This is a genomic window from Rhodococcus sp. MH15 (assembly GCF_019266045.1).
GTDB classification, from domain to species: Bacteria; Actinomycetota; Actinomycetes; order Mycobacteriales; family Mycobacteriaceae; genus Rhodococcus_F; species Rhodococcus_F qingshengii.
On the sequence record NZ_LPNP01000082.1, the window covers coordinates 274888 to 288401 of the forward strand.

Sequence of the window (13514 nt, forward strand, 5' to 3'; positions counted from 1 at the left end):
AAACCGCAGGCTGTGAACGAAATGCACTCAACTCTGCCGCTTGCGAATTCCGGCAGTTCGCACGCCACTCGGAACAGGCCTGTCCGCTACTTCGGAGCCAACTTCACTACCCGCGAGTGACCGCAATCACTCCTCGGCAACAGCCTTCGCTCGGGCGATTCCAGGGATCTACCCGTCAGAAAGCCACAGACAACCCATTCGCCGGCCATATGCTGTCGAACCATGACTTGTCGTTCGACGCCCCCGACCGGGCGATAAAGCGGTGCCGGACAACTATCAGCGGCCACCGAACAACCAGGCATGGTCGCAATCCGGTCCACAGCCGCCGCAGTTGGGCTACCGAGCCGCGCCGCAGTCGTATCCCCCGCCCCAGGGATTCCCGCCTGCACCGCCACGTGGAAATCCGCCGCCGCGTCGGCCCGGCTGGGTGATTCCGGTATCCGTAATCGGAGTCATCACTGTGTTGGCTCTCTTCGGCGGGCTTGCCTGGGTCCTCTGGCCGAAGGACGTCCCCAACTCGGCCGCCGGTGGCGCCGCCCACACCACCATCAGCGCCGCGAACACACCCGACACCACGACAACCGCTCCCAGCACGACATCCCCGACGACCACACGCGCCGCGAACTTCCCGGCCGGTGCGTCCGCCTGCCCCGGCGGGCAGCCGGCCGGAAGTTACAAGGAGTCCGCGACAAGTGGGGGCAAAACTTCATGTGAGTTTGCCGAGGCGGTTCGGATCGCCTACGGGAACTCCGGTGCAACCGGTGCATCCAGCACCGTGTCCGCACGTAGTCCGGTGACCGGCAAGGAGTACACGATGGCATGCAAGGTGACCTCCGGCATCGTCACCTGTACCGGCGGAGACAACGCAGTTGTGTACTTGCGCTGACGGGCGCAATTGCGGCATCGGCAACCCGGTGCGTGTCGTTCCAGTGTCGCACTTACGGATCCTCCGATAGCGTGACCGCATGCCTCTGTACGAGTTTCGCTGTACCGGCTGCGGCCCGCTCGAGCGGTCGTTCGCGATGGCCGAAGTGCCCCAGTCGATTACTTGCCCCCAGTGCAGTCTCGAGTCCAAGCGGGTGGTCTCGTCTCCCCGGTTGAGTCACGCGTCGTCGGCCGCGATGGGTCTACTGGACAGCACTGCTCGATCGGCTCACGAGCCTGCCGTGGTCAGTGGGTCGCTACCCGGCCGCGGCCGGCAATCTCCGCCGACGACATCCAATCCGTTGCACCGCAAGCTACCTCGCCCCTGAGCGTCTTCACCGCGCGTCCTCGCCGTGAGTCCCGATCCGACACGAAAGTCCTGCCGCCACGAGTTTTCCGTTTCTTCGAGAATGAGGAGTGCATATGCCTGAACTGCTGTTTCCACTCGATTCCGCCAAGAAATTCACCGACCAGGCAATCGTCGGCCACAATCGGTGGCACCCGGACATCCCAGCGGCGGTGACGGTGAAACCCGGTGATGCGTTTCGTGTCCATTGCCGCGAATGGTTCGACGGCGCAATACACAACGACGACTCGGCCGACGACATTCTCAATGCGCCACTGACCACGGTCCACACGCTGTCCGGCCCCTTTGCCGTCGAAGGCGCGAAGCCCGGCGACCTCTTGATCGTCGACATCTTGGATATCGGGCCTATCCCCCAAGAAGATTCGGGTCCGTTGGCCGGCCAAGGCTGGGGGTACACCGGCATCTTCCCTCGGAACAACGGCGGTGGCTTCCTCACCGAACAGTTCCCCGACGCGTACAAAGCCGTCTGGGATTTCTCCGGCCAAACGGCGACGTCGCGTCACATTCCGCACGTCTCGTTCACGGGCATCGTCCACCCGGGACTCATGGGCACGGCTCCGTCGGCAGCCCTGCTCGCCAAGTGGAATGCCCGCGAGGGTGCCCTCATTGCCACCGATCCCAATCGGGTTCCCCCGCTTGCGCTTCCGCCCGAGCCCCGCGATGCAGTACTGGGAACCTTGACCGGTGACGAGTACACACGCGTGGCCGGCGAGGCGGCTCGCACCGCTCCCCCGCGTGAGAACGGCGGAAACCAGGACATCAAGAACCTCACCAAGGGCAGCCGAATCTTCTATCCGGTGTTCGTGGACGGTGCGAATCTGTCGGTCGGCGATCTCCACTTCTCCCAGGGCGACGGTGAGATCACTTTCTGCGGTGCCATCGAGATGGGCGGCTTCATCGATCTTCGTGTGGACATCATCAAGGGCGGAATGGATACCTACGGTGTTTCCGAGAACGCCATCTTCATGCCGGGCAACACGGATCCGCAGTATTCCGAGTGGCTTGCGTTCTCGGGCACTTCCGTCACGTTGGACGGCGAACAGAAGTACCTGGATTCACATCTGTCCTACCAGCGTGCGTGCTTGCATGCGATCGAGTATCTGACCAAGTTCGGGTACGCGCCAGAGCAGGCGTACCTGCTACTCGGTGCGGCGCCGATCGAGGGTCGCCTGTCGGGTGTCGTGGATATCCCCAACTCGTGTTCGACGGTCTATCTCCCGACTGCGATCTTCGACTTCCCCCTTGCACCCTCGTCGAGCGGGCCGTTCCAGATCGATCCCGGAATCGGAGCTCCGCGTTCGGAGAACAGGGTCTAGGCCTCCGGCCCCGTGAGTGGTTGAGGAGTGTGAGGACTCCTTAACCACTCACAGGGGGTACCGGTGCGAATTCTGCGAACCCACCTTTGCGAAGCCGGACTGTCACTCGTATCCTGGGAAAATGTCGAAAACCTTTGTCGGTGTCCGGCTCCGCCAACTGCGGACCGAGCGCGGGTTGAGTCAGGCTTCGCTGGCCAAGACGCTGGAGATCTCGGCAAGCTATCTCAATCAGATCGAGCACGACGTCCGGCCACTCACCGTGCCGGTCCTCCTGCGAATCAGTGAAGTCTTCGGCGTCGACACCACCTTCTTCTCCCCGCAGGACGACACGCGCCTGATCGCGGAAATGCGTGAAGTTGCCCTCGATCAGGAGATGGGCATCGACGCCGACGCCCACGAAATCGCGGAGATGGTCTCCACGCACCCGGGCCTGGCCAAGGCGATGGTCAACATGCATCGCCGCTTCCGCAACACGACGGCGCAGCTCGCCGCAGCCACGGAAGACCGTTTCTCGGACGGCAGCGGCAGCGGTTCGATCACCATGCCGCACGAGGAAGTGCGCGACTACTTCTATCAGCGGCAGAACTACATTCACGATCTCGACACCGCGGCCGAAGAACTCACTGCCCGGATGCGCTTTCATCGCGGCGACGTCGCCGGCGAGATCGCCAGACGCCTCGAAACCGTCCACGGCGTGCAGATCGTTCGACGAGTCGACCTGGGCGAGAACATACTTCATCGTTACGACCCGGATACCAGGGTCCTGGAAATCTCCGCACGGCTCTCCGGCGGGCAACAGGTCTTCAAGTTCGCGACAGAACTCGCGTACCTCGAGCACGGCGATCTGCTCGACTCGTTGGTGGCCGAAGGCAACTTCACCAGCGAAGCTTCGGTCTCTTTGGCGCGACTTGGATTGGCCAACTACTTCGCGGCGGCCACCGTGCTCCCATACAGCCAGTTCCACGACGTCGCCGAGGACTTCCGGTACGACATCGAGCGCATGTCCGCCTTCTATTCCGCGAGCTACGAGACGATCTGCCACCGCCTCTCGACTCTGCAGCGCCCCAAACTTCGCGGGGTTCCGTTCATGTTCGTGCGTGTCGACCGTGCCGGAAACATGTCGAAGCGTCAGTCCGCCACCGGATTCCACTTCTCCACCAGCGGCGGTACGTGCCCGCTGTGGAACGTCTACGAGACGTTCTCGTATCCGGGCAAGATCATGCCCCAGATCGCACAGATGCCCGACGGCCGCCGATACCTCTGGGTTGCTCGCACGGTCGAACGTCGAGCGGCTCGATACGGACAGCCCGCAAAGATCTTCGCCATCGGATTGGGATGCGAGATTCGACACGCCCACCGACTCGTCTACAGCGACGGTCTGGATCTGGACGAGTCGAATCCGGGAACGCCGATCGGCTCGGGCTGCCGCGTCTGCGAACGCCTCAACTGTCCGCAACGTGCCTTCCCGCCCTTGGGTAAAGACCTCGACATCAGCGAGCACCGAAGTTCGATTTCGCCTTACGTGATTCGCTGACCGCGCTAACGCACGTAGTTGCGCAGGAACGCGACTGTGCGATCGAACGCGACCATCCCGTCCACGGTATCGAGGTCGAACTGATATTCGTGGTCCAGCGCAGGCTCGTGATCTTCGGGGTAGAACAGTGCGTCTACTTCGACGCCCAGATCGGCGAGCCGTTCTGCCAAGGGTTTCGACTGGCTGGCGGTCAGTGGGTCGATGTTTCCGCCGGTGATGAACGTCGCTGGAAAGTCCGAGGTCACATGGCCCAGTGTCGACATCTGACCCACTGCAGTCGACCCGTCGAAGTCCCTCGTTCCGAGATACCCCCACAGCGACTGCTTGTCGACGCCCCAACCGAAGTACTTCCCCTGCGACAGCAGGGGTTTCAGATCGAAGACCCCACAGTCGAGGACAACTCCGCGTATCTGCTCGGGACGTAATGCCGGCTCCACACCCATTTCCGACGCGTAGTCAGGGCTGGTCATGACGGTCGCCAACTGACTGGACAACTGCGCGCCTGCCGAATCTCCCGCAAGAAAGAGATTGGTCGAATCGACATGCAACCTGTCCGCATTGCTCACGATAAATCGATACGCGTCGTTCAGCTGATTCACTGCGGTGGGGTAATACGCATCTGGTCCCAGTGAGTAGTCCACCGAAATCACAGTGAAGCCTTGATTTGCCAACAGTTTGTAGTAACCGTCGGCATCAGTTCTCGATCCTGATATCCAGCCACCGCCGTGCACCCAGACCACCGTGGGTAGCGCCGAAGTGGACTCCGACGGGTAGTACGCGTCGAGTTGTGCATCGTCGTCGCCGTCGCGGTACGACTGATCGAGAATCGAGACGATTCCTGACGGTGCATGCCTGTCGAGTTATGCGTGAGTCGATTCGGAGCCACCCGCCGACATCCACCGTACGAGGAGAACTCCTGGCCACGGACTGACGAGTGCCGCGGTTACCCCGGACAGCAGAATGACGACGAATACCGCCGCGGTTCCGACAATGCGCCTTCGCCGTCTGTCGGGGGAAGGCGCGCGCACAACAACTCCTGGGGTCGGATCGGATTCACCCAGGCTAGACCAAAAGGACTAGTTGAGAATTCCCTGGCAACGCACCCGCGGAGCTTTGTCCAAAATGACCATTTTCGCAGTGGTTCACCACAATCCGACATTTAGCCGGTATGAGCCTCAAGAAACTGAACCGTGCGATCGAGCGCAGTGAGACCGTCGGCATTGTCCAGATCGAACTGATACTCGTGACCGAGCGCCGGAACGTGATCGGCCGGATAGAACAGTGTGTCGACCGCAACTCCCAACCCGGTCAATTTGTCAGCCATCGGTTTCGACTGAGAATCCGTCAACGGATCGGCGTTGCCGCCGCTGATGTAGGCAGGCGGAAATCGATCGGTGACGTAGTTCAAGGTCGACATCTGATCCGCTGCGTCGGTACTCATGAAGTCACGCACGCCGGTATACGCCCAGAGGGACCGATCAACTCCCCAACCGATGATGCCGGGTCCGCCGACCATGTTCCCGACGTCGTAGATTCCACAGTTCAGTATTACTCCACGTAACTGATCCGGCCGCAGCGACGGGACCACGCCCACACGGTTCGCATAGGCGGGATCAGTGATGAGAGTGGCGAGCTGACTCGAGAGTTGCGCTCCCGCAGAATCACCGGCCAGAACGACCGTCGTCGGATCAACATGCAGCCGTTCCGCATTCGCGACGACGTACGCGTGAGCGTCGTTGAGCTGCCGCACTGCCGTCGGATAGTGGTGCTCAGGTCCGAGTGAGTAGTCCAGGGACACAACGGTGTAGCCACGAGAGGCCAGCAACTCGTAGTACGGCGCGTAGTTGGACTTGCTTCCCGAGATCCAGGCACCGCCATGAGTCCAGATCACCGTAGGCAATGCGGTCGTCGTCGCTGCGGGAAAGTAGACATCCAGGTATGCGTCGTCGTCATCGGCGCGGTACTGCTGGTCCTTGATCGAGTCGACGCCTTCGGGCGCGTGCTTCTCGAGCGCCTCGGTGACTTTCACCGCATCACGATCGAAGACCCATCGCACGGTGAGTGCGCCAGGTCTCGGGCTCAGAACGAAGGCCAGAACCACGGCTCCGACCAGAACGAACACAATTGCCAGAGCCCACAGCAAGCGCCTGCGCCACCGATGCGGTGAAGGGTTCGTCATCGGGTTTCCTTCACTCTCGGCACAATGTCCGGATCAGCGTAACGCGAAGCCGGTACCGCCAAGTGCGATCAGCCGAGTTCAGCGATCCGCCTCTGCGCGAGTGCCTTGACTTCACCCTTGGCTACTTTGCCGCCTGCCGCCATCGGCAATTCGGCGACCGTCATCACGTACTCGGGTATGTACTCGCGGGTCACTCCTCGGCTCTGCAGCCAGGCGGTCAGATCCTCCGAACTCAGATCGTCATCGGCGGACACGACGACCGCACAGACCTTCTCACCAAACAGCGGATCGTCGACCCCGACCACGGCGACCAACTCCACCGAAGGGTGCGCGCGCACGTACTCCTCGACTTCGACCGCGGAGATGTTCTTGCCGCCACGAATGATGATGTCGGCTTTGCGCCCGACCACACGCACCCGTCCTGTCTCGTCGATCTCGACGATGTCGCCGAGAAGCATCCAACCGTCGTCGGTGTACAACTCGTCGTTCGCATCGGTGTCCCCCCAATAGCCCTGACACATCAGCGGTCCGTTCACCCCAGGCTGACCGCGGCGGACGGAGCCGGTCATTTCCTTTGCCGCATCGTCGAATACACGAACTTGCATGCGATCGATGACGTGGCCGCACGTCTTCAGTCGGGTATCGGAACCGTCCGAAACCGTCGTCACCGAGACGGCGCCGGTTTCGTTCGATCCGTAGAACTGCAGGACAGCCGCTCCGGTACGTTGTTCGAATGCCAGCGCCTCCGAATAGGGCACGGCTTCACCACCGGTGAACATGAAACGAAGTGACGAGAGATCGGCCGATTCCGCGGCCTCCGAACGCAACAGCATCTTGAATTGTGTACTCACACAATTCAAAGCAGTCACCCGTTCGCGCTCGATCAACTCGATCATCACCGAAACGTCGAAGCGTTCCATGACGACATTGCGAGCACCGAGTAGTGCCGGCAGGAAATGCGAAGTCCAGAGGCCGAATCCGAAAGGTGCTGGAACCGCGCCGAGGAACACCTCATCCGAACCGATCGCCGCCGCCTCGGCGGCAATCTCGGAGAAACCAACCCAACGATCCTCGGTTTGTGTGACCAGTTTGGGTAGGCCCGTTGTGCCGGAGGTCGAGTTCAGCATCGAAACGGCTGACGTGACAAAACACGGACTGGTTGCGGGGAACTGCTTTAGCTCGACCGGCAACGAGGTGAGTTCGCCGTTTGCGCTCACGCGTTCGAAACTCACGTCGGCGCGTTCGTCGGCGAAGACGACGTCCAGTCCGGGATGCTCTGCCCGCAGACTCGCCACGAGTTCGGCGGTATCGACGCCGCGCAGCGTGCGAGTGGTGACGAGTACGGAGGCTTCCGAGCGGGCGATCAGATGAGAGATCTCGCGAATGCCCGAGCGCGAACCGATTCCGACGGCGACGCGGCCGGTACGAAATGCTGCGCAGAGAGCCGCATGGAATACAGCGGTGTCGGGGAGCAACACGGCTACATGTCCGTATCCCTCACCAGCTAGATCCAGCGCCGACGCGATCGCATCGGCAGCCGCGTCGTACTGTTTCCACGACACCCTCGATTCCGGAGTGACAAAGGCGGTTTCGTCCGGGATGGTCTCAGACCAATGCCTGACCATTTCGCTGATGCTGACGCCGGCGAACCGGTCCGGATTCGTGGCGAATTCACCGACGGTGAAGTCGAGTGTCTTCGTTTCCAGCATGATCGTCGATCATCTCCCGTCGGCGCTGAGTACGCCCATCGATTGTTTGTACGCGTTGTCCAGTGTCGCTGCGGAATCGCATTCGCGGACGAGTTCGCCGCGCTGCATGACATATCCGCGGTCGACAACCGATTTCAGTGCAGTAAGTGCCGGTTCCGTCACGATGACGGTCACACCCTCGGCGGCCAGACCCCCGACCAATGCTCGCAGCTCCGCGACGATTTTCGGTGCCAGTCCTGTCATCATCTCGTCGAGGAGCAACACCTTCGGGGTTTCCAGAAGGGCCCGCCCCAGAACCAACATCTGCTGCTCACCACCGCTGAGGACCCCGGCATAACTCTCCGAGCGTTCACGCAGGATCGGGAACCTCTCGAAAGCTGTTTCCACGGCTTCGGCTTTCAATCCCAGCAGGTCTGCGCCGACGCGTAGGTTCTCGCGAACGGACATTCGCATGAACAGTTGCCTGCCTTGGGGAACGTAGGCAAATCCGCTGCGGACACGATCCAGTGCCGATAATTTCTGGATCTCTCGACCATCGAATTTGATTGTCCCGGTGGCGGGAACCGAGCCGTAGATGGATCCCGCCAAGCTGGTCTTGCCCGCACCGTTCGGCCCGACGATGGCTGTCACTTCACCGGCGGGAGCGGCAAGGGAGACTTCCCGGACGGCGACAGCGGATCCGTATCGAACTGTGACTCTGTCGAGTTCGAGCATGTCAGGCGCCTTCCTCGTATTCGGAACCGAAATAGACTTCTCGCATCGCGTCGCTGGCCAAGCACTCCTGCGGTGGTCCGTAGAACGCCACTGATCCGAAATTGAGCAGCACGATCTTGGTTGCGAGCGCCGCGATGAGATCGACGTTGTGATCAACCAGGACTACTCCTTTGCCCTGCGCGGCAATCGATCGCACGGCACCGGAGATGGCAGCGATGCCGTCGTGATCCGCGCCGGCAAACGGTTCGTCCAACAGGAGGACTTCGGGTTCGGTCGCCATCGCCCGCGCCACCTCGACCAGACGCTGCGCCCCCAAACTGAGATCCCCGCAAGCACTCTCGACGTCGGTGACCGAGTATCGCGCAGCAATCTCCCGGGCCCGCTGTGCTGTCCGGTCCCAGTTCTCGAAAGGTCCTTTGATCGCCCACCACAGCGAGTGCAGAGGTGAGGTGATCTTGTGCCCGTACAGTCCCGGGATGATGTTGTCGACGGCGTCGAGTTCCGCCGCGAGCTGCGGATGTTGAAACGTGCGCGAGAGCCCTTGCCGTGCACGGCGCTCCGACGGCCCGGTCAAGGGAGCACCCGCGAGCGCGACGGTTCCGGAGTCTGCTTGCTGAGTGCCGAAGATGCAGTCCACCAGTGTGGTCTTGCCTGCCCCGTTCGGGCCGACCAGTCCGATCACCTCTCCCGGTCCGACGCTGAACGAGACATCGTCGACAGCGCGGACGCCTCCGTAGGACTTGTGGAGCCCGCTCACTTCGAGTAGCCGAGTCATCGATTGCCACGCTCCTTGTACAGACGGTTCATTCGACCCAGAACGTTCTGACTCCACCCGATCACCCCACCAGGCGCGACGATGAGGATCACCAGGACGGCTCCGGCAAGCAGGAGTTCGCCACTTCCCTGGTACCCGGGCATATTCAGCGTCACGATCACCACGATCAATGCACCGAGCGGAGCACCCCACGCCGAACCGCGACCGCCGATGATCGGCATGAAGATTGCGAGGAAAACAATACTGAGAGTGAAGGTTTCAGGAGTGACAGCCTGCACCGACACGGTGAACAGCGATCCGCCGGTCGACGCGATCGCAGCACCGATCGCCAGCGCCACGACGGTCAGGTGCGCAGGATTGACGCCGGAAGACCGTGCGACATTACGATTGTCGCGGGCAGCTTGCAACATCAGCCCCCACACCGATTTCCGGAGTCGATCCACAGCGACCGCGATCAGACACACGAACAAGATCGCGAACACGACCAACAAATAGCGCGGTGGCTCCCAGCCGAACATCGTCACAGTCTCGACACCCGAGATCCCGGCCGACCCGCCGGTGAAACTCGGCCCGTCGATCAACCAGTGCTCGAAAGCGATACCGAACAACAAGGTCACCGCGGCAAGGTAGAAGCCGGAGAGTTTCTGTGTTGCCAAGCTGAGGAGTACTGCAACCGCTGCAGCGGCGAGGGCGCCGAGAATCCATCCCCACCACATCGACAACCCGGTCCGAACCGAGATCAGCGCAACGGCATACGCGCCGATCGCCGCATACGCGCTGTACGCCATCGACAGTGATCCCGCGAGCACGAATGGCACGTACATGCCGAGTGCGATCAGCGAATACGTCGCAGCGAGGAACACCAGATCCTGCCGGTACAGACTCGGCCCCATCCACAGCAGCACGGCAGCAACCACGACCACGGTGATCAGCGCTTCTCGTGACAGGGCGAGCATCCTCGTCCGGGAACGGCCGGATGTAGTGGGCGGATTTGACGTCAGCGGACTGGTAGAAAGCGAGGCCATCAGACGCGAACCTTCCTCGAGAGCAAGCCTTCCGGACGGAAAGCGAAGAACACCAGGGCAATCAACAGAATCGCGGTTTGCGCAGCACTCGCACCGAAGTAGTACGGGGCGAATACCTGGACGACGCCCAACACCATTCCGCCGATCAGCGGAGCCCAACTTCGGCCGGTACCACCGATGACGAGTGCGATGAATGCCGTCAGCGTCCATGACAGACCGCTCGTGAACTGAACACCGGCCTTGGGAGCGAACAGAAGTCCGGCGACGGCGGCGATCACACCCGCGAGGGTGAACGCGATGAGGCGTACCCGATCCACCGGCAAGCCCAGGACGCGGGCGGCATCCGGACTGTCGCCGACGGCGCGTAGCAGACGGCCCGAGGTGGACCGGTTCAGCCACAGTCCGATACCGACGAAGATCACGGCAGTTCCGACGACGAGTACAACGGTCGAACTGTCGACGGTGGCACCGAGCACCGATATCGGATCGAAGTCGAAGATCTTCTGTCCGGGAAGTGGTGTTCGGCCGAAGACCGTGCCGGCGAGCTGCTGGATCCCGAACAGTACTGCGGTCACCGCCACCAACGCCGGTAGTTCCCCACGACCCGAACGCTTCTGAACCTGTTTGACCACAAGCTTTTCCGTCAGGATCGACAGCGCCACCGCTACCGCGATCCCCAGCGGCATGGCAATCCAGAGAGCGAGCCCGTAATTGATCGCGACCCAACTCGACGCCATGGCCGCAGCCATCGCGTACGGGCCCATCGCAAAGTTGAAGAAATCGGCGCCGACCACCACGAGATACATTCCGAGGGCTATCAGCGAGAAGAAGGCACCGATCTCGATGGCTGCGAGCCACAGTTGTGCGTCTGTCATGTCAATGCTCCTCGGTTATCCGCACGGGGGCTGGTAGGAATCCCACGGACGGGCAGGCTTGTTGTCCTCACCGAATTCGACGAGTACCAGGCCGCAGAGGCTGTCCGGAGCCAGGTGATCCTGCGAGGAGAACGACAGTGTCAATCCGTCCTGGCCGAAGCTGGCGGGAAGTGCCGAAACCTGTTGAAGAGCATCACGAACGGCCGTCCGATCTCGGTGGTCGCCGGCAATTTCGATTGCCTCGGCCAACATCATGACGGCGTCGTACGCCTGTGCGTCGTAGGCGGTCAGTTGATAATCAGGCCCCTTCACCGCCTGCACCTTGCGACGCAGTTCGGCGGTTCTCGGGTTGTTCTCACTGAGCGAGCCCATGTACACCATGCCGCTCAACGCCTTCGGGTCCGCCAAAGCCCAAGATGCGGGCTGGTTTCCGATGGAAGCGAGTGAGAAGCGTTGCGTCTGCGGGGTGACCTTCGACAAGGTGTTGTGCGCGAGGATTTCGAAGTGCCCGCCGATACTGGCGACCAGAATCGCGTCCGGTTCGGTTTCCGCGAGACGTGAGACCTGTGCGGTGATGTCCGCGGCATCGACCGGCGCCTTTTCGACGCCCGTCACTCTCGCGCACTTCTCGAGCGCCGGCCGCAGGGTCTTGATGATTCCGTCGATGGACGCACTCGCGTCACCGAGAATTCCCAGGGACTTGTACCCCATCTTCTCGAAAGCCCCGCAGTACACCTGGGCGTACTGCTTCAACGAGTTCGGAATCATGAACGAGAAGTCGTTGTCGGGCGCCGAGGCAAAGGCGTCGCTGAGAACGACCGGAGCTATCGCAGGAATCTTCGACTGCTGGAGAATCGACTTGGCCTGCAGCACCGACCCGCTGCCCGTGGCGAGGATGACCGCACTGGACCCGTGATCGACCAACTTCCGAATGATCGACGGGGTTTTGGTGGGACTGCTCTCGTCGTTCTCGACAACCAATTCGACTTGCTTACCGTTGATTCCGCCCGCCTGGTTGATCAGGTCGACGGTCATCCGCACCGTCTTGCCGGCGATCGTGCTGTACGACGCACCGGGCCCGGTGGAGTCCTCGTCCAAACCGATGACGATGGTGTCTTCGGGAATGACACCGGCAGATGCGCACGCGCTCGCCCCGAGGACCACTGCCGCGCAGACGGCGATCGCCTTTCCGAGTCTCACATCGAACTCCCGTCCAAACTGTGCTTGGTAAATCAAACAAGCGCTTGATTTACGAGTGTGGACAGAAGTATGCACTGGGTCACACTGATAGTCAAAATCCGAACTACACGCGCAGGAACTGCGGTGTTACGGCTTCTGCAGCTGCCGGATCGACGAGCTGAGTTCGCGAATGACGGACTTCAATTCGTCGACATCAGAGCGGAGTTCGGCAAGGTCCGAGTCGGGAGATTCGGTCTGCGCTTCCTTCTTCGCCGTGCGCCGCGCAATGCGTGCCACCGGCTCACCGTCGACGGAACGTGCGGCAAAGCCGTCCAGGAAAACCGAAATCAGATTGCGCTGCAGATCTTCGGCCAATTCGGAAAGCTGTGGGCGATACTGCGCGACGGTGGACCAGACGGATTCACGCAGGAGACGGTGAAACTGTTCGGGATCGATGTCTTCCCGAAACTCCGCGTCGGCAATTCCGCGAGCGATAGCCGATCGCCAGTAGCTGTGTGCCTTCTGAACCAGGATGGTGATGGGCGCGTCCGCCGGTTGCGACGAAAGTATGGCTTCTCCCTGATAGACCTCCGTGGCATACGGGTGATCCACCGCCGAGGCAAAGGAGACCGACACCATCGTGGCCAGGCGATTTCGAGCCGAACCTTCCGGTTCGATCGAGTCCTCGTACCGGACGTTGAGATCTTCGAGGAACCGGACGACGATCTCGTTGGCTATCGCATCCTTGGAGTCGAAGTAGTGATAGAGGCTGCCGGAGAGGATCCCGACTTCGTCGGCGATGTCGCGCACCGTCGTCGCGGCGATTCCCCGCTCACTGAACAGCTTGGCCGCATGAGCGAGTATTTCGTCCCGTCGGGTCGAGCGCACGAGAAGATCCTTCCGACGTTCCGATCGTC

General features: G+C 61.4%; 12 protein-coding genes and 1 pseudogene. 4 read left to right on the forward strand and 9 right to left on the reverse strand.

The annotated features are described in order from the left end of the window. The first annotated feature begins 262 nt into the window (after positions 1–262). From ATN37_RS31440 to ramB, 4 genes are all read left to right on the forward strand, one after another. The gene (locus tag ATN37_RS31440) at positions 263–886 is read left to right on the forward strand and encodes a serine/threonine protein kinase (RefSeq protein ID WP_256933584.1); all 624 of its coding nucleotides are present in this window, start codon (positions 263–265) and stop codon (positions 884–886) included. Positions 887–965: 79 nt separating this feature from the next. After that, complete coding sequence (locus tag ATN37_RS31445) at positions 966–1253, forward strand: FmdB family zinc ribbon protein (RefSeq protein ID WP_082893160.1); 288 nt, start codon at positions 966–968, stop codon at positions 1251–1253. Between the two features lie 94 nt (positions 1254–1347). Further along, the gene (fmdA, locus tag ATN37_RS31450) at positions 1348–2607 is read left to right on the forward strand and encodes a formamidase (RefSeq protein ID WP_042923284.1); all 1260 of its coding nucleotides are present in this window, start codon (positions 1348–1350) and stop codon (positions 2605–2607) included. 121 nt (positions 2608–2728) lie between these two features. Further along, entirely contained in the window at positions 2729–4141 is a 1413-nt protein-coding gene (gene ramB / locus ATN37_RS31455) for an acetate metabolism transcriptional regulator RamB (RefSeq protein ID WP_019744436.1), read from the forward strand. A gap of 5 nt (positions 4142–4146) precedes the next feature. Here ramB and ATN37_RS31460 read toward each other — a convergent pair. The 9 genes and pseudogenes from ATN37_RS31460 to ATN37_RS31500 all read right to left on the reverse strand — a co-directional run bounded on the left by ATN37_RS31460 (position 4147) and on the right by ATN37_RS31500 (position 13485). After that, positions 4147–5169 (reverse strand): annotated as a pseudogene (locus tag ATN37_RS31460) (alpha/beta hydrolase). A gap of 131 nt (positions 5170–5300) precedes the next feature. Further along, positions 5301–6320, reverse strand: coding sequence for an alpha/beta hydrolase (locus ATN37_RS31465; protein WP_064074214.1), 1020 nt, complete (start codon positions 6318–6320; stop codon positions 5301–5303). 68 nt (positions 6321–6388) lie between these two features. Continuing rightward, positions 6389–8029, reverse strand: coding sequence for a class I adenylate-forming enzyme family protein (locus ATN37_RS31470; RefSeq protein ID WP_003941478.1), 1641 nt, complete (start codon positions 8027–8029; stop codon positions 6389–6391). A 9-nt stretch (positions 8030–8038) separates the two neighbouring features. Next, positions 8039–8743 carry an ABC transporter ATP-binding protein gene (locus tag ATN37_RS31475; protein ID WP_007735382.1) on the reverse strand — a complete coding sequence of 235 codons (705 nt, stop codon included), beginning with the start codon at positions 8741–8743 and terminating at the stop codon, positions 8039–8041. Between the two features lies 1 nt (position 8744). Next, positions 8745–9518 carry an ABC transporter ATP-binding protein gene (locus ATN37_RS31480; protein WP_007735383.1) on the reverse strand — a complete coding sequence of 258 codons (774 nt, stop codon included), beginning with the start codon at positions 9516–9518 and terminating at the stop codon, positions 8745–8747. Then, a complete protein-coding gene (locus tag ATN37_RS31485; RefSeq protein ID WP_064074215.1) occupies positions 9515–10543 on the reverse strand; it encodes a branched-chain amino acid ABC transporter permease in 1029 nt (342 codons plus the stop codon). Before ATN37_RS31485 ends, ATN37_RS31480 begins: the two co-directional genes overlap by 4 nt. Beyond that, the gene (locus ATN37_RS31490) at positions 10543–11418 is read right to left on the reverse strand and encodes a branched-chain amino acid ABC transporter permease (protein ID WP_020906730.1); all 876 of its coding nucleotides are present in this window, start codon (positions 11416–11418) and stop codon (positions 10543–10545) included. Before ATN37_RS31490 ends, ATN37_RS31485 begins: the two co-directional genes overlap by 1 nt. A gap of 15 nt (positions 11419–11433) precedes the next feature. Beyond that, the gene (locus ATN37_RS31495; protein ID WP_064074216.1) at positions 11434–12618 is read right to left on the reverse strand and encodes an ABC transporter substrate-binding protein; all 1185 of its coding nucleotides are present in this window, start codon (positions 12616–12618) and stop codon (positions 11434–11436) included. Between the two features lie 126 nt (positions 12619–12744). Then, positions 12745–13485, reverse strand: a complete 741-nt coding sequence (locus tag ATN37_RS31500; RefSeq protein WP_003941474.1) for a TetR/AcrR family transcriptional regulator — start codon at positions 13483–13485, stop codon at positions 12745–12747. Positions 13486–13514: the final 29 nt, after the last annotated feature.